Here is a 19,159-nt window from a genome sequence, read left to right on the forward strand (position 1 = left end):
TTTCCTGGCGATGCGCCGCCAGCATGCCGAACATCCCATTGAAGAAGTAGGGGCCAAACTGCGCAAGATGATGTCCTGGCTCCACAACAACGACCAGAATGACTAATTAAAATCCGTTTATCGCAGGCCGTTCGTCGTTCATCGAAAGGCGGTGGATGGCTGCTTCGCTGAACGATACTAAGAGGTGATGATGATGAAAATGACAGGCGCACAGGCTGTGTTAGCCTGCTTGAAGAAAGAGGGTGTCCCCGTCGTATTCGGCTATCCCGGCGGAGCTATCCTTCCCCTGTATGATGCCATGTACCAGGACGGGTTCCGCCATATCCTGACCAGTCACGAACAAGGAGCTGTCCATGCTGCCGACGGCTATGCCCGGGTGACAGGCCGGCCCGGTGTCTGCATCGCTACGTCCGGGCCGGGTATCTGCAACATGGTCACGGGTATTGCGACGGCCAATATGGATTCCATTCCGATGGTCATCATCAGCGGACAGGTATCGGCCAGTCTCATTGGCCGCGATGCCTTTCAGGAGGCCGATATATCGGGCATTACGTCACCCATTACCAAACACAATTACCTCGTCAAGGACGGCCGGCAGATTCCCCGCGTCCTGAAAGAAGCTTTTTATATAGCTTCTACAGGCCGGCCGGGTCCGGTTCTGGTCGACATTACTAAAGATGCCCTGGAGGAAGAAATCGATTTCATCTATCCTGAACGGGTGTCGCTGCCAGGGTACCGGCTGGAACCGGCCGGACAGGCTTATGACATCGACCGGGCTGTCAGCGCTATCCAGCAGAGTAAACGGCCCCTGCTGCTCATCGGCGGCGGTGTCATTTTGTCGGGGACGACCGATGCGCTGCGGCAGTTCATCGGGGAAACGCAGATACCGGTCGTGACAACCCTCATGGGAAAGGGCGCTGTGCCGGACAGCTATGACCTTCATCTCGGCATGGGCGGCATGCATGGATCGTATGCATCCAACATGGCCATCACCGGATGCGACCTGCTTATCGCCATGGGTGTGCGCTTTGACGAACGGTTGACCAGCCGGGCTGATACCTTTGCTCCGGGAGCACAAATCATCCAGTTCGACATCGACGACGTGGAAATCGGCAAAATCATCGACGTCGATCTGGCCGTAAAAGGGGACCTGCGCTGGTCTTTGCCTCTTGTGGCAGAAAAGATCAGGGAGTCGTCCTTTGATTATCAGGCCGCCTATGCTCCCTGGCGGGATCACGTCCGGTCGATGAAACAGGCTCATCCCTTTGCCGTGGCGCCGAGACCGGACTATATTTCTCCCCAGGCTATCTTTGAAACCGTCCGGGCACTGACACGGCCGGAGGATACGATTGCCGTTACCGACGTGGGGCAGCATCAGATGTGGGCAGCCCAGTTTTTTGATACGGAGCAGCCCCGCCATTTCCTTTCGTCAGGCGGACTGGGTACGATGGGATACGGACTGCCGGCGGCCATGGGAGCCAAAGTCGCCTGTCCGGACAAGACGGTCCTCGTCTTTTCCGGCGATGGGAGCATCCTCATGAACTGCCAGGAACTGGCTACCTTGTCCCAGTATGGCATTGCCGTCAAAGTCATCGTGCTCCACAATGATACCCTGGGCATGATCGTCCAGCTCCAGGATTTCTTTTACGACAAGCATTATACACAGTGCACGCTGAACAGCCGCAAGAATCTGTCCATGCTGGCCGAATCGATGGGCGTCCGGGGCTATCACATCGAACGGGAAGATGACCTCTTTCCCGTGCTCCGGGAGGCCCTTGCCTATGAAGGGACGGCTCTCATCGACATTGCGATATCCAAAGAGGAACGGGTCTATCCGACCGTTCCCGGCGGCAAAGCGCTCTGTGACATGATACTGGGAGGTGAAGCAGGGTGAGGACACAGCATCTTGCTATACTATGCGATAATAAACCGGGCGTCCTGACCCATATTGCCGGACTGATCAGCCGCAAGGCCATCAATATCGAATCCCTGACGGCGGGGTACACGGAAGAACGGGATGTGACCCGCTTCAATATCGTCATCAGCATCGAAGACGATAAAGAATTGAAGCAGACCATGAGCCAGCTGGCAAAACTCATCGACATCATCAAAATCGTCAACCTCGATGAGGAACCCTTTATCAGCTATGAACTGGCGATGATCAAAGTGCGCTACGATTCTCCCAAGACGAGGGAAGAACTGTCGGGACTGGCCGATTTGTTTCACGCCAAAGTCGTCGATGTCAACCTGAATTCCCTCATTCTCCGCGTGACCGGCCGGGAAGATCACGTCGATGCCCTCATCAAGGTGCTTTCGCCGTACAATGTACTGGAAATTGTGCGCACCGGGACGATTTCCCTGTCCCGGGGGCTCGTGCCGGTCAAGGAGATGTAGGGCGCAGGATATCTTCATCGCGCAGACCGGTTGCATCGTATAGAGACAGACGGAGCTGCCACCTATGAGAGACTATTCATGGGTGGCAGCTCCGTTTATTTTTATCCTGTTTTTCCGTATCAGCGGTACATGTCGGGACGGCGCAGCTTGAGGAAGGGCCGTTCTTCCTTGGCCTTACGGGCCAGACTCAGGTCGAGATCGCAGGCGATGAGCCGTTCCTGGTCGTCCCCTTTTGCCAGCAGATTGCCCCAGGGATCGATGATGAGGGACTGGCCGGCAAAGTCCATGTCCCCTTCTTTGCCGACGCGGTTGCACATGGCGACGAAGGTCTGGTTCTGATAGGCCTGGACGCGCATTTCCCATTCAAACATTTCCAGCGGTTCGGCTTTCGTATTGGCTGTCGGCACGATGACCAGATCGGCGCCCTGGGCGGCACAGGAGCGGATGCTTTCCGGCAGATGGCGGTCAAAGCAGATGACGATGCCGATTTTGCCGAAATCCGTCGTAAAGACTTGGAACCCTTCTTCTGACGGCGTGTAATAATCACATTCATAGAACTGGGGCGCCTGGAAAATGTGGACCATCTTGGAAATGCCGGCGATGCGGCCCTGACGGTCGAGGAACAGGTTGGCATCATAGGGCTTTCCCTGTTGTTTCAAGTAGAAATTGGGCGAAATATACATGTCGTGTTCCCGGCATTTTTCCTGGATAGCCTGCACTTTCTGATCCGTATCTTCCATTAGATACCCGGTGGCATCCTGGTTTTCATACTGGGCAAAAAATGGAGAGAACTGTACTTCCGGAAAAAACAGCAGATTGCAGCCCGCCGCCTTATCGCAGAAATCCAGTGTTTTTGTGAAATTTTCTTCCATATCCTTCGACATGGACATCTGAGCCATTCCTAATCGCATGACCTTCATCCCCCTCTGATATACAATAACTGAATCTAATTCTAGTATACCATAGAACAGAAGGGAAACATATACTTTTTAAAGGGCAGGATGGTTTGCAGTTTGCAGAATATATAGTATATAATAGAAGAAAAAATAAAAGAAACATTTCAGGAGGATCAGTATTATGGCAGATAAAAAAATGTATGCATTGTTTAAGACCAACCGCGGGGAATTCACCGTAGAATTATTTCCCGACAAGGCCCCGATTACAGTCGCCAATTTCAAGAAGCTGGCCGACAGCAAGTTCTATGACGGCACCATATTCCATCGCATCATCGCCGATTTCATGATCCAGGGCGGCGATCCCCAGGGAACGGGATTTGGCGGTTCCGATGAAATGATTCCCGATGAATTCGGCCCGGGCCTCGACTTCAGCGAACCGGGTGTCCTGGCCATGGCCAATGCCGGCCCCAATACGGGCAGTTCCCAGTTCTTTGTGACCGTCGTTCCGACGCCGTGGCTCCAGAATCATCACTCCATTTTTGGCAAAGTAGTAGAAAACTACGATGTCGTAGAAGCCATCAGCAAGACGGCGACCGATTTCCGGGATAAACCCTTGGAAGACGTCGTCCTCGACACCATTGAAATCGTTGAAAAATAATCAGACAGACCGGGCCTATTATACCTATGTCGTACGCTGTGCTGACGGGTCGTACTATACAGGATGGACCTGTGACATCCAGCGCCGGGTCGCCGCCCACAACAGCCGGGGCGGGGCAAAATACACCCGCAGCCGCCGGCCGGTGACCCTCGTCTGGAGCCAGGCCTTTGCATCGCAGCATGCGGCCATGCACTGGGAATGGGAAATCAAACAATGGCCACGCGCGAAGAAAATAGACCTGATTCAGACGCAGCAGAGACTGCCGGAAGAAGAATAGGGGATGGATTCGTGTGAAACGATGGAAAAAATGGATAACCACACTGGTACTGGGGACGTCACTGGTGACGCTGCCCGTTGGGATGGCGGCAGCTGCGTCTGCCGTGGAAACGGTACTCTATGGCGCCGCCGCAGCGGCCCTCATCAAGCAGCAGCTCGTCAAGATGGATACGCAGATGCAGCCGCAGATGCTGGCCCAGACCCAGGCCAAGACCGGTGTGGCAGATAATTATGAATATGAGCAGCGGCTGGACCGGATTGCCGACAACCTCGTCCGGACGGGGATGATCAAACGCAATTACGATGTCTATGCCAATCCCAGCAAGGATCTGAACGCCTTTGAAACGGTGGGCGGCGTCATTTCTGTCAATCAGGGCATGATGGATACGCTCAACGATGATGAACTGGCTTTCACCTTGTGCCATGAAATGCAGCACGGCGAACGCCATCACGCCATCAACGGCGTCATGAAGAGCATCGGCGTTTCCGTTGCCGTAGACCTTGCCTTTGGCGGCCATGCGGAAATGCTCGACGTACTCCTCGGCGGCATTGTGATCAATTACATCGACAATGAAATGGTAACCATGAATCAGGAAAAAGAAGCCGATGCCTATGGCTTTGAGGTCATGAAGAATACGCCCTACAACGTCGGCGGTGCCCCGTCGTCGATGCAGTTTGTCTATGAAAAATACGGCGACCTCTATCAGGAAGGGTTCAAACGGGTCATCAGCCCCAATAACCACCCACAGATGACGAAGCGCATTGAAAAGCTGGGCCGCCGCATGACGCGCTGGTCGGGCAATCACGTCCAGGTAGGGGGAGACATGGTCTACGTCAATGCCCAGCCCGTGGTCAGTCCCGCTCCGTACGGTGACTATTCGCGGCGCCGCCGTGCTTTCCTCGTTGCCGGGAACCTGTCACGCGTGACCCACACCATCTATGGGGAAGCGCAGGATGACAAGAAAATCCGGACGACTCCCGTTGCCTCTGGCAAGGTCAAAGGCATGGACCTGACAGGCAACGACTGGCAGATCCTCCAGAATGGCAACGAAATTTCCGTCCAGGGACAGCACATCATGGATTGTGCTCCCGGCGATGACGGCGCGGCCATTGTCCATAACCTGAATCAGGCGCTGCGGGCCAAACCGGCCATGCTTTCCGACAAAGAAATCCAGAAACTGGACAAGAAATGGAAGAGCCAGTACGGTTACAAAGCGCCGGCTAAAAAGGATAAGGCCAGGACAGAGAAAACAGAAGGACATAGCTGATTTATCCGATAGGGGTGAATTTTTTCAGGGACGCCGTATCATTGCGGCGCCTCTTTTTCTCCCTGTCCGGCCGTATGTTGTAAGATAGATAGAAATGGTATATAATAAGTAATGATTAGCGATATCATTAAAAGGAGGCGGGATGATGCGCCATAAAAGTATGCTGATTTTACTATTACTCTTGTCGTTTACCCTGGGCTATGGCGTCCTGGCTACGACAGCCCGGCAGAATGCGCATCACGGGCTCATCGTGTCGCCGCCTCTGGAAAAAGCACAGAAAATATACGGTTCGTCCGGAGACCGGACCGATAGGGAAAAACCGGTTCTCCTGCGCCATTATTCGGAAGGAGCGCCGGCTCCGGTCCACCCCATCCTGCGCTGGACCCGTGTAGATGGAGCTGTCATGTACGATGTGCAGGTCCTTCGGCAGATGGAACCGGATGAAAAAACGGGAGACATCGCCTACGAACCGGTCATGCCGGAACAGCGGGCCTATACCAACGGCATCGAACTGGCCCTGCCGGATGATTTCCAGGACGACTGTTTCTACTATCGCGTCTATGGGCTGGATATGGAGGGACGCCGGGTCAGTGACTATTCATCAATTGAAAAAGTTCCCCTGGACCGGATGGCTCCCTTTGTAGAAAAGCCGGAGCTGTTGTCTGCGTATAATACGGGAAAGGGGTCAGTCCTGCTTTATCCCGTCTACGACTGGTTCCCCGTACCCGGAGCCAGCCAGTATGAAGTGGAAGTACTGGATTCAGCGCCGGAAAATCCCGGAGGCGTAGAACCGTCACAGCACCGCATCGACGTGTACCGGACCGATTCGGCTCAGAAATACGATCCCCGGCCGCACTATGGGAATCATCCCTTTTACTGGCGGGTCCGGGCCCTCGATGAGCAGGGGGGCCCCATCGGCGTCTGGTCCGATGCCCAGCCGTTTTTGACCGATCCGGATACGCCCTATACGGTGGCCGTCCTGGGCGACAGCATCAGCCACGGTGGTGGCAGCGTCTCCTATTCGCCGGCTGACTGGGATTTCAGCTATCTGTCGTACCTCGATTTTCCTGCAGTCAACCTGGCCCAGAGCGGCGATACGAGTACCATGACCAAAGACCGGTTCGACGCCGATGTCCTGCCATTCAGGCCGAAATATCTCCTGATCCTCATGGGATCGAACAGCCTGCGCAACGGCCTGGGGGCGGACGTCGTCATTTCCGATATGGAAGAGGTGCGAAAAAAATCCCTGGAACACGGTATCCGTCCGGTATTCCTGACCGTGCCGCCTGTCAATCCCGACAATATCAAACGGACTTTTGACGATGAAACGGCGCCGGACTGGCAGTGGCAGATCGGCCGCGTCAACCGTTATATCCGTTCCCAGGTCCATATCGACATTACGCCGGGCATGTACGATAGCCAGGGGATGCTCCGGACGGAACTGGCCTTCGACGGCCTCCACCTGGATCCGGCAGGAAAGAAGCTCATGGCACAGGCAATCAACGCGGCCTGGCCGGACATCGAAAATCTGCCGGACAGTGCCTGGGATGAATGACGGGAACGATTTGTGATGCTTCCCGTGCTTATGGTATAATACGGAATGTGAGCTGAAAGAGTGATTCTGACAGCAAACATGATATCTATATGTCGTTCTTCACTGTAAAGGTGTCTGCACAGCAAAGGCGGAGTACATGTATGACAAGGGACCTCTGTGCTTTCGGCATGGAGGTTTTTTTCAGGTAATGCCATGAAACGAATACTAACGAAGATATTGACAATCTGCGCTCTGCCCCTGCTTCTGATAGCCTGCTGGCAGCTGGGAAGCATGGGGCACTGGTGGGGCTCATATATCGTCCCGCCGCCGGAACGGGTCTGGTCCAGCTGGCTGCAGCTGGCCGCGTCGGGGCAGCTGGCCCGCCATATCGGGGCGAGCCTGATGCGGGTCATGACGGGCTTTGCCATCGCAGCGGCCCTGGCCCTTCCCAGCGGAATCTGGCTGGGCCTGCATCCGGCGGCCCGCCGTGTCTGCCATTCCCTCCTGGAATTTCTGCGGAACGTGCCGCCCCTGGCCCTGCTGCCCATGCTCATCCTCTGGTTCGGCATTGGCGAGGCCAGTAAAATCATCATCGTCGTCCTGGCGACCTTTTTCCCAATATTCCTCAATACCCTCGACGGCATGTCCCACCCCGATGAACAGCTGCTGGAAATGGGCCGCGTCTATGGCCTGTCTTCCCGGGCTGTTTTCTGGCATATCCGCCTGCCTCAGGCCTTGCCTGCCATGTACACGGGACTGCGCATCGGCCTGGGCTACAGCTGGCGCTCCCTCATCGGGGCGGAAATGATTGCCGCCACGGCAGGCCTGGGATATCTCATCCTCGACGGGGAAGAAATGGCCCGGCCTGATATCGTCGTGGCCGGCATCCTGACCCTGGGCGTCCTGGGAATCGCCGCTGATGCCCTCATGAGAGCCATAGGCCAGCGCTATCTCTGGACAGAAAGGAAGGAGCATCATGAGTGATATCCGCATGGAAGACCTGTCCCGCTTCTATACCCTGCCTGACGGCAAACGGGTAGCTGCCCTGAAAGGGTGCAGTCTGTCCATCCGGGACGGCTCGTTTACGGTCATCGTCGGAAAGAGCGGCTGCGGCAAGACGACACTCCTGCGCCTTCTGGCCGGACTGGAACGGCCGGACGAAGGGACCCTCGATTTTGGCGGCTCCCGCCCGCGGACCGGTGTCATGTTCCAGACGCCGCGCCTGCTCCCCTGGCTGACCGTAGAAGACAATGTGTGCATCTGGCGGCATGGCATGGGCGGATCGGCCGAGCTGGCCGGCCAGTATCTGAAGGCCTTCGGCCTCGATTCCTTCCGCAAAGCCTACCCGGATCAACTGTCCGGCGGCATGGCCCAGCGGGCTGCCCTGGTGCGTACCCTGTCGTGTCAGCCCCGGTTGCTCCTCATGGATGAACCCTTCGCGGCCCTGGACTATTTTACCCGGGAAAAACTGCAGGACGAGCTCATGGCCCAGTATGTGCGGCAGCCCATGACCATCGTATTCATCACTCATGACCTCGATGAAGCGGTGCGGCTGGGGCAGGACATCCTGGTCATGCACAAAGGCTGCTGTGGCGGACGCGTCACCAACGAAGAACCCTATCCCCGGCCATCTGTTGCCGGACGGATGGCACTGAAAACCGATATATTGCATATTCTTGAAGAAGAAAAGGAGACTCCCCTATGAAACGAAGCGTACAACTCGTACTGGCAGGCCTGGCTATTGTCGTAGCCATGGCAGGCCTTGCCGGCTGCGGCCAGGAAAAATCGGCCAATGCGGCAAAGAAACCGGAAACAATCAACATGACCTATGTCAAATCGCCCCTCAATATCCCGTCCATCATAGAAAAGAAAGATCAGGTATTTGAAAAAGCATTCAAGGACGACGGCATTACCATTACCTATTCCGACCTCGATGCCGGCCCGAAACAGACGGAAGCCCTGGCTGCCGGTAAAATCGACGTCTGCCATGCTCTGGGCGGAACCAGTGCCATCCTGGCCAGGGCCAACGGCATCGACCTGACGGTCGTCGGCGTCTACAGCCGGGCACCGGAAGCCTTTATGATCATGACCAAAGACCCGTCCATCCAGTCGGTCAAAGACCTGAAAGGCAAAAAAATTGCCGGCCCGAAGGGGACTATCCTGCACCAGCTCCTCCTGGCGGCCCTGGCTAAAGAAGGAATGAGCGCCGATGACGTCCAGTTCGTATCCATGGGCATCCCCCAGGCAGCGGCAGCCCTCAGCGGCGGCAGTGCCGATGCAGCCCTGCTGGCAGGTCCGGCGACACTGAAAATGAAAAACGACGGCGCCCGCATCCTGACGACGGGCAAAGGCCTCCTCGATGCCACCATCGTCATTGCCATGCGCAGCGACTTTATCAAACAGTACCCCGAAGTGGCAAAGAAATTCATGCGGACCCATGAAAAAGTCGTCAAAGACTACCTGGCAGATCCGCAGAAATACTACGGCACAGCTGCCGCGGAAACGGGCCTCACGGAAGACCAGGTACAGGCTATGGCTGGCTGGTACGATTTCAACCCGGCCATCACCGATGCTGACATAGAAGACCTTACGAAGACCCAGGACTTCCTCGTCGAAACAGGCATGCTGGAAAAAGACCGCAAGATAGACATCAAAGCTCTCTGCCAGTCTGTTCAGTAAAGAAATACATACTAAAAAGGGCTGTAATAAAATGTGATATGCTCCCCCTATGAGAGATAGTAAAAAAATAAAACTGTCATCATAGGGGGAGCATATCATTATGTAGCTTTTATACCAAGGTCCTTTTTCTTATCTCCAAAAATTCCCACAACATCTTGATACTATCCCCTCCCTTTCTTCATCGTGCAGTCATTTCATTTCTATGGTATAATGCATACATAGCATGCACGTTATGAACATAATTCAGAGGGATGCGCTGAGGTGGTGCATCTGTGATGGGAGTGTATCCATGGAAAAGAAAAAGATGGCGAAATTGGCTGGCGGCGTTGTCGTAGGGGCCGCAAAGGGCAGTGTGGGTATGGTACGGAATGTCCGCGGGCTGACCTACCGGCAGCGGGATTTTGATATGCTCATCGCCAGGCTGCGCGAACAATCTCTGGAGTATCAGGATATCCAGCATCTCATGGCGAAAAGCCAGTTGAAAGGGGAAACGAAGCGGGATATGATCCTCGATTCCATTGGACTGAGTCTGCCGAATTTCTGGCAGCGCCTGCTGGGCTGGAAGATTCCCGATGACCTGCAGCAGGCCTATGAGCTGGCCTATCCCGATAAGGCTGCCGATATGGATTTCCGCAGTGCCATAGAGAGCATGGATGAAAATCAGCTTGAAGGATTTGTAAACGGTCTGAAGGGAAAATTATTTGAAATACGCTATACGGACTATTTGAACGATGGCCACCTGCCGGCAGGATGCCATGCCGAAATGGCCCAGTCGGCGACACAGCCCGGCTGGGATATAGCGATTTATAATAGTGATGGCAGCATCAATGACGTACTGCAGCTCAAAGCGACGGAATCGGCCCAGTATATAGAGAATGCTTTTGAACGTTATCCTCACATCGATATTGTCTCTACGGATGAAGTCTACAGTCAGGTAACGATGGGAGATATGTCGGCCCACCTGATCGACAGCGGTATTTCCAATGAAGAGCTGTCCCAGTATGTGCTGGAACACGTCGATGCGGCAGAGGCCGTGCAGAGCGACAATCTGTTCCCGTCGGTCATCCCGTATATCCTCATTGCCTATTCCGTATCCCGGAAAGTGGAATTATCCGACTACCGGAAAGGAAATGAATTTGGCCGTCGGTCCGTTCTTTCCTACGTGTGCCATGCCCTTGGCGTAACGGCAGCGGTCTTTACCCATACGTGGTGGCTGGCTCCCGTCACGTCGGTATCATTGCGCCTGGCCAATCATTACGGAGAAAAGCGGTCCCTGGCGTACCAGTCGCTGAAACGGGCGGTCAACACGAATGAGACAGTACTCAAAAGGTACAGGGATTACAAAAAGCGGATATTGATAGAGTGGTAATTAGGACCCACGGCCGGGGACTTGTTTCCTGACGTGCCGCGGCGTCTGGCTTATTTACTATGCATCGCCGGCGGGACCATCATCTGCGTCGTCGTCGTCAGTCAGCGTAGCCCCGCTACGCCTCCCTCCATCCTCCTTGCATCTGACGGCCCCGCCGACGATGCCTGACGTAAAACGCCAGCCGTCGTGGCACTAGAGCTGATAATTTTAGTATAAAAAGCTGGTTTGACGAACTGGTTTCTTCATCAAACATCAAACTCCAAACTCCAAACTATCCCTTTCCGTCCCCGGTCATGGGTCCTTTGTTGCTAAGTTTATATAGAAAAGCCGGTTCGACGAACTGTGTAATATGGCGTCCCTGTGAGGGGAAGCTGTCAGCTTTGCTGACTGAAGGGTCCTTTTATCATCTGAGTTCCAGTATCTGAGTCCGAAAACTATTCCTTTCCCACTAACCACTAACCACCAGCTCTTCCCCCACATATGGAAAATGGGCTGTCCTTTGAAGTTTCTTTCCTGGGGCAGCCCATTTTCTGGGAGTAGAGTATATGAGGTGGTTTTTACTTTTGTTTGATGAAGTCCGGTGTGGTCAGGTAGCGGTCGCCGTTATCGGGCAGGAAGGCTACGACAGTCTTGCCGGCGTTTTCCGGGCGGTTGGCAATCTGAGTAGCTGCATAGAGGGCGGCACCGCCGGAGATACCGATAAGCAGGCCTTCTTCCTGGGAGAAGGCTTGTGCTGTATCATAAGCCTGGTCGGTCGTGACGGTAAAGACTTCGTTGTAAATCTTGGTGTCCAGTGTTTCCGGTACGAAGTTGGCGCCGATGCCCTGGAGTTTGTGCGGGCCGGCATGGCCTTCAGACAGGAGCGGGGAATCAGCCGGTTCGACGGCTACAATCTGGACGGATGGTTTCTTTTCTTTGAGGTACTGGCCTACGCCGGTAAGGGTACCGCCTGTGCCGACGCCGGCGATGAAGATATCGACCTGGCCGTCTGTGTCTTCATAGATTTCCGGGCCCGTCGTTTCTTTGTGGGCTTTCGGGTTTACCGGATTGGTAAACTGGCCGGGGATAAAGGAGTTGGGGATTTCTTTTGCCAGTTCGTTGGCTTTGTCGACCGTGCCCTGCATCCCTTTTTTGCCTTCCGTGAGGACAATTTCACCACCGTAGGCTGCAATGAGGTTGCGCCGTTCGACGGACATGGTTTCCGGCATGGTGAAGATGGCGCGGTAGCCTTTGGCGGCGGCGACGGCTGCCAGGCCGATGCCCGTGTTGCCACTGGTCGGTTCGATGATGACCGAACCTTCTTTGAGGATGCCTTTCTGTTCGGCATCTTCAATCATAGCTTTGGCGATACGGTCTTTGGCAGATCCGGCAGGGTTGAACATGTCCAGTTTGACCAGGACTTTTCCTTTGACGCCGGCTTTTTTATTGAAACGCTGTGGTTCTAAGAGCGGTGTATGACCTACTAATTCCAAAGAGCTTTTATAAATTTTTCCCATAATGACATCCCTCCATAAATTGGATAAAAATAGTATACATTGAGCGCGCGGCTGTATATGCGGATACCGTTTCCCCCGATGATGCAAAAATCCGCCGTCTCGTTCAGAGGCGGCGGACCGTGGTTCCACTCTGGTTGCAGTATAACTGCCACTCGGTACCGGTAACGGCGGCTGCCGGAACGGGATACTCATGGTTCCCCCGTTCTGCTCGCAAAGGCATTCGCTGCAATACGTGCCGGGCAGGCTTTCAGCCTATGGCCTGCGTTCTCTGACGACCGTTGTTACAGGTACTTGTTTTGCTCATCGCTATCTCAATGTTTACGATTATAGTACACTTTCCATTTTGATTTGTCAATAGGAAAAACAGAAAAAATACTAAAAAGGTAACTTTTTCTTTATGAACAGGTTTTTTGTGTATCCGTTCAACTGTATATATAAGTTACTATAGATGTGTGGTATAATAGGACTAATACCAAGGGAGGAAATATTATATGCTTGTCCAATTTTCCGTACGGGGCTGCCTGTCTTTTTCAGACACGGTGACACTGCGCCTCGTGCCTTCCGACCATGCGCGTATCAAAGGCACCCGGTATGAACCTTGTTTTCGTGCCCTGCCCGATTATAAAATCATGCGCTCTCTGCTGGTGTTCGGTCCCAGCGGCTCCGGCAAGACGAATCTGCTCATTGCCCTGCAGTTTTTGCTCGACAGCATCCTGACGGGGTGGACGCCAGCACTTTTGCCTTCGGGAAGCGGTCCCGTGTCCTTTTCCATCGTCCTGTACGATGAAGTCCATGACCATTCTTATGAATACAGTCTGTCCTATACGGCAGATGGCATCGGGGAGGAACGCCTTTCCATCGGCGGCACCTTGCAGTATGCCTACAACAGGGGAGTCCTCGAGTGGCACGGGCCGGGAAATGCGCCCCGTGTGAGCGGCGGTGAAGATATCCTGTCCCAGACGGCGCCTTTTTTGCCGGAAAGTGAAGGCCTGCGGCAGGCCACGGCGGCAATCCACATTGTGCGGGAGCGGGATATGACGGTCTGGCAGCAGATGCCCATGCGCCTGTCCGAAGTAGAACAGACGTACTGGCAGGCAGAAGAAGGAGCCATCCTGTCCCTGCTGCAGCTCATCGACTCGTCTATCTGCCGCATTTCCTATACGGACAGCGGAGGTCTGTGCGAAGTCATGCTGTGGCGCCGGGGTGAATCCCGTCCCTGCCGGCTTTCCGACGAAGCGGCGGGCGTGCGCAAGATGGCGGCTCTGGCAGCCGGCCTGGCACAGATGCGGCAGGGCAGTACGGTCATCATCGACGACCTGGATTCCTACTGGATGACGCCGGTCGTACAGCACCTCATCCGTGATTTCGTCCATCAGGAAGACAACCGGGGCCAGCTGCTGGGCGTGACCCATGACCTGCTGCTCCTGGATAATGACCTGTTCCATCCGGAACAGCTGTGGATAGCCCGGCGCGGCCTTCAGGGCAGAACGCAGATCTGGCCCATCAGCGCCTATCACCTGCGCTGTGAACGGCGCAGGCTGTATGATGCATACATTAAAGGAGAATTCAATACATACCCGTTTGAGGAGGCGGTACGATGAGTATACAGATGACCTATCTGGCTCACAGCGGGTTCGCTGTAGAGACAGCGACGAAAGTACTCGTATTTGATTATTATCAGGATGAACAGCGCGTCGTGCGCCGCTATGCCGACGGTGACAAGCCGTTGTGGTTTTTTGTCAGTCACTGGCACGGCGACCATTTCAACCGCCATATCATCGACTTTTCCCATAAAGCCCAGGCCTATATCGTCAACAAGGACGTGCCGTTCCGGCAGGCCCCGCAGGACAAACTGTATTCCATGGAAGTCTATGATACGCGCCGCATCGACGATGCCATCGTGACCCAGTTCGGCTCGACCGATGAAGGCGGTTCCTTCCTGGTCCGGACAGACGGGCTGAGCCTGTTTCATGCCGGTGACCTGAACTGGTGGCACTGGAATGGTGACACCGATGAGAATAATGAAAACGCCAGACGCCTGTTTGACGCTGAAATGAAGAAATTGGACGGCCTTACGGTCGATGTGGCCTTTTTCCCCGTCGATGCCCGCCTCGAAGGAGCCCGGGAATGGGGTGTACGGGAATTTTTAAAGCATGTGACAGTCAAGCTCTGTCTGGTCCCCATGCACTATTTCGGTACACCGTGGCAGCCGTCGGAGGCATTCCGCAAGGCTTATCCGGATCAGTCCCTGTGGATTCCTGTCCATAGCGGAGATACGAAACTGCTTTGGTGACACGGCATAACTATACGACCGGCACGAGCCGGAGGAGGAACGATAATGACCCAATTTGAGACAACGACAGGGCAGACGCGGAGTCATATAGCCAATTATATACTGATTATCGCGGCACTGCTCCTGCTTTTTTCCTATCCTTTCCGGGACCTGTTCTGGGGAGGACTCATCATGCACCTGTCCGGCGCGGCCCTCATCGGGGGACTGGCCGACTGGTATGCTGTGACGGCATTGTTCCGTCGGCCCCTGGGAATTTCCTTTAAAACGGCACTGATCCCCAGCAGCAAGGAACGGATTGCCGAAACGGCCCGGCACATGATCGAAAGTGAAATCCTGACCGTCCCCAACATGTATCATGTACTGAAGCATCATCCCGTCCTGGAAGCGGGCCTTTCGTACCTTCATACGGAAAAGGGATTCCAGTCGGCAGAACGCGTCCTGGGGCACGTCCTCAATACCTTTTTGTATACCCTGGACATGAAAAAAATCGTCGATGCCTTTTCCGATATGGGGGCCGACGCCATCGAAAAAATCCGCATAGCGCCTATCATGGGCAAAGCCCTCAAGACCAGCCTGGTCGGGGAAGCGGGAAATGATTTCCTCGATTTTCTCATCTGTACACTGGAATCGATGACCAGGAGTGAAACGGCCAAACGGTACATGGCCGATATTTACCGTGAATCCCTGCGCCAGTACGAACACCGCAATTTCGTCTATGCCCTCATCGTCAAGGCTGCCCTGGCCAGCGATATGTTCAGCCCCGAACGGGTAGCGGCCAATCTGCAGGAAAAATTCCTGGCCGTACTGCAGGAAGCAAAGAAACCCGATTCGGAAGAACGGAAGAAAGCCCTGCAGTTCATCTGGCAGCAGGCGGAACAGCTGGAAGTCAATCCGGTCTGGCAGGAACGGTTGGAAAGCTATAAAATGCGTCTGTTCCATCACGTCGTTTCCCGTCCGGACATGAAAGAAGCGTGGCAGCGCTACGTACAGGACCCGGACCGGCAGAACCGGATCTGCCGCGCCGCCGCGACCTACGCCATCGAACGTCTCGAAGGCTGGAAGAGCAGCGACCTGCAGGTAGAACAGATGAACCGTATGGTCCTGGCCCTGGCGGCAAAGGAACTGAAACGGCTCCAGAACTGGTTCGGCGCGACGGCAGAAAAAGAAATACTGGCCTACGACAGCCAGGAATTAGCCGACGCGCTGGAAAGCCGCGTATGGTACGATCTGCAGATGATCCGCGTCAACGGCTCACTGGTCGGCGCCGTCCTGGGCGCTTGTATCTTCCTTGCCATGTACGCATTGAAAGGAGGCTGGTAATATGACATACCGTCAGCGGGCAAATGCCATCCTGGCCTTATCTTTCCTCTGCTTTGTCCTCGTATTCTGGTGGTGGTACAGCCACGAAGTGGGCCTGTTGGGAGAGCTGCTGTTTTTCGTCATCCAGTCGGCCCTCATCGGCAGCATTGCCGACTGGTTCGCCGTGACGGCCCTCTTTGAACGGCCTCTGGGATTTCCCTATCATACGGAACTGGTCTACAGCCACCGCACGCAGATCATAGACGGCATGACCCATGTCGTGTCGGAAAAACTGCTGCAGCCGGGCATGTGGAAAGACAAATTATATACCGTCTCCTTTGTAGACAAATTTACGAACTGGCTGACCAGCAGCGGCGGCCGGGAAAAATTCCGGACCCTGTTGTTTGAAGTCGCCCAGCAGGCCTATGAATATGGCCGGCAGAGCAAGAATCAGCAGTATATCGCGGCCCATATCCGGACCTACCTCAAGCGGCAGCCCCTGCTGAGCTTTTTGCAGGACCGCATGATCACCATGCTGGAAGACCCGGACAGCCAGATGCTCACCGATATTATCGGCCTCATCAAGGACTGCGTGCGCAGCAAGGAATTTGAAACCGTCCTCATCCGGGCCCTCGACGAATGGATGGCCGAATCCCGGACGGCTCCGCACCTCATCATGACCCTGAATAAATTTACGGGCATGGTCGACACCAAAAAAGTAGCCAAAGACGTGCAGAATGGCATCATCGTCTGGCTGGAACGGTGGGAACACGCCGGCGGCAAAGAACGGCAGTGGCTGTGTCAGAAACTGGAACTGCAGATGTATGCTATGAATGGCCAGCTGACCTACACGGTACAGCGCTGGCAGGATCAGTTCGTCGATTCCCTGCCTGTAGAAATGTGGCTCACCTCGACGCAGCGCGCCAGCCAGGCCTATTTCACCACCGGCGTAGAAGGCAAGGACAAATTGCAGAATCTCCTGGAAGGGGAATTCATGCATTACCTCGACTACTGCAGCCAGTACCCGGAAATCAAGGACTGGATTGACGACCAGATCCGCCGGGGATGTGAAATCATCCTGGAACACGAACACTCCCTCATCGGCGTCGCCGTGCGGGAAGTGTTGTCCGGCTTTGACAAGAAGAAATTCAATGCCTTCCTGGAAAGCAAAGTCGGTGAAGACCTGGCCTGGATCCGTATCAACGGCGCCATCGTAGGCGGCACCCTGGGTCTCTTCGTCTTCGTCATCCTGAAAGTCATATACGAACCCTTCTTTGTACCCTTCATACGCAACTTGTTTATGTAATCGTAGGACCCACGGCTGGAATCTTGTTTCCTGACGTGCCGCGGCGTCTGGCTTATTTACTATGCCTCGCCGGCTGGACCATCATCTGCGGCGTCGTCGTCAGTCAGCGTAGCCCCGCTACGCCTCCCTCCATCCTCCTTGCATCTAACGGCCCCGCCGACGATGCCTGACGTAAAACGCCAGCCGTCGTGGCACTAGGGGTGGGAATTTTAGTATAAAAAGCCGGTTTGACGAACCGGCTTTTTTTGCTACCTGCTGCTTGCGGTCTGCTGCCTGCGGCCCTTCCTGTCATAAAAAACCAGAATATTTGTATAAAAGGCTGTTCAATTTTACAAAGAGTGGTATAATATGTAATGTAGCTTCATAAAAATTCGGATTTAAAGAAGGGCAGTCTTATGAATATTCAACAGCAGGTGTTTAAAAAGTTATTTGGGCGGTTGATGCCGCTTATTATGTTTTTATATTTTATTTCCTTTGTAGACCGGGCCAATATTGGCATTGCCTCTCTGACGATGAATCAGGATCTGGGCATCGGTACGGCGGCTTATGGCTTTGGTGCCGGGCTCTTTTTTATCGGTTATTTCCTCTTTGGCCTGCCGAGTAATGTTATCCTGGCACGGCTGGGGGCACGGCGCTGGATTGCCGCTATCCTCTTTGTGTGGGGCCTCATTTCGACGAGTACCATGTTCGTCCACAACGCCGTCGAATTATATATCGTACGCTTTGTCCTGGGCGCGGCAGAAGCGGGATTTTATCCCGGCATCATTTATTACCTCGATCACTGGTTCCCCCTCCAGGCAAAGACGCGGGCCTTCAGTTATTTTCACATGTCCCTGGCCATTTCCATGTGCATCGGCAATGTCCTGAGCGGCGTCATTCTCGGAATGGACGGTCTGGCAGGACTGGCCGGCTGGCAGTGGGTCTTCCTTTGTGAAGGGCTGCCGGCTGTTCTCTGTTCCTTTGTGGCCTACCGGGTCCTCCTCGATTCTCCGCGGGACGTATCGTGGCTGACGGATGAAGAAAAAGACTGGCTCGTTCAGAAACTGGCGGGCGAACGGGCGACGAAGCCCATGGGCAGTTCCACCTCCATGTGGAGCGTCTGCACGAAACCCCAGGTCTGGCATTTTGCTCTCATTTATACGACGCTCAATATCGGCTTTTACGGGATTTTATTCTGGCTGCCCCAGATCGTCAAGGGCATGGCTGGCACGAATAATATGATCACCAGCATCCTCAGCGCCATCCCCTGGATCACGGCCATCGTGGTCATGGGCTTTGTGGCAGGCTATGCCGACCGGTCCCACAAGAAAAAGAAATTCGTGGCCGTCCCCATTTTCCTCGGCGCCCTGGGCCTTCTGGCAGGGACGTATTTCCACAATTATCCCGTCCTGGCCCTGGCCTGCCTGTCCTTGTCAACGGCCTGCTGCGAATGCCCCGTAGGCCCATTCTGGACCTTCCCGTCGCGCATGTTCGATGGCGTCACCGGAGCGGCTGCCATTGCCATCATCAATGCCATCGGCAATCTGGGAGGATTTTTCGGGCCCTACCTGTTCGGCCTCGTATCGACGGGCAGCAACTTTACGACGGGCTTTGTCGTCCTGGCTTCGATGATGATTATTTCTTCCATCCTGGCCATACTTGTCAAGGAAAAGTAAATCAGCTATGATATAAAAGTCCGGACAGAACGGATA

General features: G+C 54.5%; 17 protein-coding genes and 1 other annotated feature. Of the genes, 15 read left to right on the top strand and 2 right to left on the bottom strand.

Annotated elements, in window-relative coordinates:
• Positions 1-193 precede the first annotated feature (193 nt).
• Entirely contained in the window at positions 194-1,894 is a 1,701-nt protein-coding gene (gene ilvB, locus B2U90_RS07845; RefSeq protein ID WP_113856439.1) for a biosynthetic-type acetolactate synthase large subunit, read from the top strand.
• Positions 1,891-2,394 (top strand): acetolactate synthase small subunit, encoded by a 504-nt coding sequence (gene ilvN, locus B2U90_RS07850; protein ID WP_059076454.1) that lies wholly within the window; start codon positions 1,891-1,893, stop codon positions 2,392-2,394. Before ilvB ends, ilvN begins: the two co-directional genes overlap by 4 nt.
• 119 nt (positions 2,395-2,513) lie before the next feature.
• Here ilvN and B2U90_RS07855 read toward each other — a convergent pair whose 3' ends face one another.
• On the bottom strand, positions 2,514-3,305 hold the full coding sequence (locus B2U90_RS07855; RefSeq protein ID WP_075581648.1) for a carbon-nitrogen hydrolase family protein: 792 nt from the start codon (positions 3,303-3,305) through the stop codon (positions 2,514-2,516).
• Positions 3,306-3,471: 166 nt separating this feature from the next.
• Between B2U90_RS07855 and B2U90_RS07860 the strand changes: the two genes are divergently transcribed.
• The 8 genes from B2U90_RS07860 (at position 3,472) to B2U90_RS07895 (ending at position 11,074) form a co-directional block, all read left to right on the top strand.
• Positions 3,472-3,948: a peptidylprolyl isomerase gene (locus B2U90_RS07860; protein WP_059076456.1), complete on the top strand. Its 477-nt coding sequence runs from the start codon at positions 3,472-3,474 to the stop codon at positions 3,946-3,948.
• Positions 3,929-4,225 (top strand): GIY-YIG nuclease family protein, encoded by a 297-nt coding sequence (locus B2U90_RS07865; RefSeq protein ID WP_257536580.1) that lies wholly within the window; start codon positions 3,929-3,931, stop codon positions 4,223-4,225. Before B2U90_RS07860 ends, B2U90_RS07865 begins: the two co-directional genes overlap by 20 nt.
• A 13-nt stretch (positions 4,226-4,238) precedes the next feature.
• The gene (locus tag B2U90_RS07870; protein ID WP_075581647.1) at positions 4,239-5,492 is read left to right on the top strand and encodes a M48 family metallopeptidase; all 1,254 of its coding nucleotides are present in this window, start codon (positions 4,239-4,241) and stop codon (positions 5,490-5,492) included.
• Between the two features lie 142 nt (positions 5,493-5,634).
• On the top strand, positions 5,635-7,047 hold the full coding sequence (locus B2U90_RS07875) for an SGNH/GDSL hydrolase family protein (RefSeq protein WP_292017530.1): 1,413 nt from the start codon (positions 5,635-5,637) through the stop codon (positions 7,045-7,047).
• Positions 7,048-7,239: 192 nt separating this feature from the next.
• Complete coding sequence (locus B2U90_RS07880) at positions 7,240-8,010, top strand: ABC transporter permease (RefSeq protein ID WP_292017531.1); 771 nt, start codon at positions 7,240-7,242, stop codon at positions 8,008-8,010.
• Positions 8,003-8,731, top strand: coding sequence for an ABC transporter ATP-binding protein (locus B2U90_RS07885; RefSeq protein ID WP_113856437.1), 729 nt, complete (start codon positions 8,003-8,005; stop codon positions 8,729-8,731). Before B2U90_RS07880 ends, B2U90_RS07885 begins: the two co-directional genes overlap by 8 nt.
• Positions 8,728-9,705 carry an ABC transporter substrate-binding protein gene (locus B2U90_RS07890; protein ID WP_292017532.1) on the top strand — a complete coding sequence of 326 codons (978 nt, stop codon included), beginning with the start codon at positions 8,728-8,730 and terminating at the stop codon, positions 9,703-9,705. The genes B2U90_RS07885 and B2U90_RS07890 overlap by 4 nt, the downstream gene beginning before the upstream one ends.
• A 289-nt stretch (positions 9,706-9,994) precedes the next feature.
• Positions 9,995-11,074: a hypothetical protein gene (locus B2U90_RS07895; RefSeq protein ID WP_292017533.1), complete on the top strand. Its 1,080-nt coding sequence runs from the start codon at positions 9,995-9,997 to the stop codon at positions 11,072-11,074.
• A 557-nt stretch (positions 11,075-11,631) separates the two neighbouring features.
• Here the strand turns inward: B2U90_RS07895 and cysK are convergent.
• Complete coding sequence (gene cysK / locus B2U90_RS07900; protein WP_059076462.1) at positions 11,632-12,570, bottom strand: cysteine synthase A; 939 nt, start codon at positions 12,568-12,570, stop codon at positions 11,632-11,634.
• Between the two features lie 102 nt (positions 12,571-12,672).
• Positions 12,673-12,883, bottom strand: a binding site (T-box leader).
• 178 nt (positions 12,884-13,061) lie between these two features.
• Here cysK and B2U90_RS07905 point away from each other — a divergent pair.
• The 5 genes from B2U90_RS07905 to B2U90_RS07925 all read left to right on the top strand — a co-directional run bounded on the left by B2U90_RS07905 (position 13,062) and on the right by B2U90_RS07925 (position 19,123).
• Positions 13,062-14,171: an AAA family ATPase gene (locus B2U90_RS07905; protein WP_292017534.1), complete on the top strand. Its 1,110-nt coding sequence runs from the start codon at positions 13,062-13,064 to the stop codon at positions 14,169-14,171.
• Complete coding sequence (locus B2U90_RS07910) at positions 14,168-14,863, top strand: MBL fold metallo-hydrolase (protein ID WP_059076464.1); 696 nt, start codon at positions 14,168-14,170, stop codon at positions 14,861-14,863. The genes B2U90_RS07905 and B2U90_RS07910 overlap by 4 nt, the downstream gene beginning before the upstream one ends.
• Positions 14,864-14,908: 45 nt before the next feature.
• The gene (locus tag B2U90_RS07915; RefSeq protein ID WP_292017535.1) at positions 14,909-16,183 is read left to right on the top strand and encodes a DUF445 domain-containing protein; all 1,275 of its coding nucleotides are present in this window, start codon (positions 14,909-14,911) and stop codon (positions 16,181-16,183) included.
• A gap of 1 nt (position 16,184) precedes the next feature.
• Positions 16,185-17,468 carry a DUF445 domain-containing protein gene (locus B2U90_RS07920; protein WP_292017536.1) on the top strand — a complete coding sequence of 428 codons (1,284 nt, stop codon included), beginning with the start codon at positions 16,185-16,187 and terminating at the stop codon, positions 17,466-17,468.
• A 395-nt stretch (positions 17,469-17,863) separates the two neighbouring features.
• Complete coding sequence (locus B2U90_RS07925; RefSeq protein ID WP_059076467.1) at positions 17,864-19,123, top strand: MFS transporter; 1,260 nt, start codon at positions 17,864-17,866, stop codon at positions 19,121-19,123.
• Positions 19,124-19,159: the final 36 nt, after the last annotated feature.

The sequence above is a fragment of the Megasphaera sp. UBA4233 genome (assembly GCF_002395615.1).
Taxonomy (GTDB): domain Bacteria; phylum Bacillota; class Negativicutes; order Veillonellales; family Megasphaeraceae; genus Megasphaera; species Megasphaera hexanoica.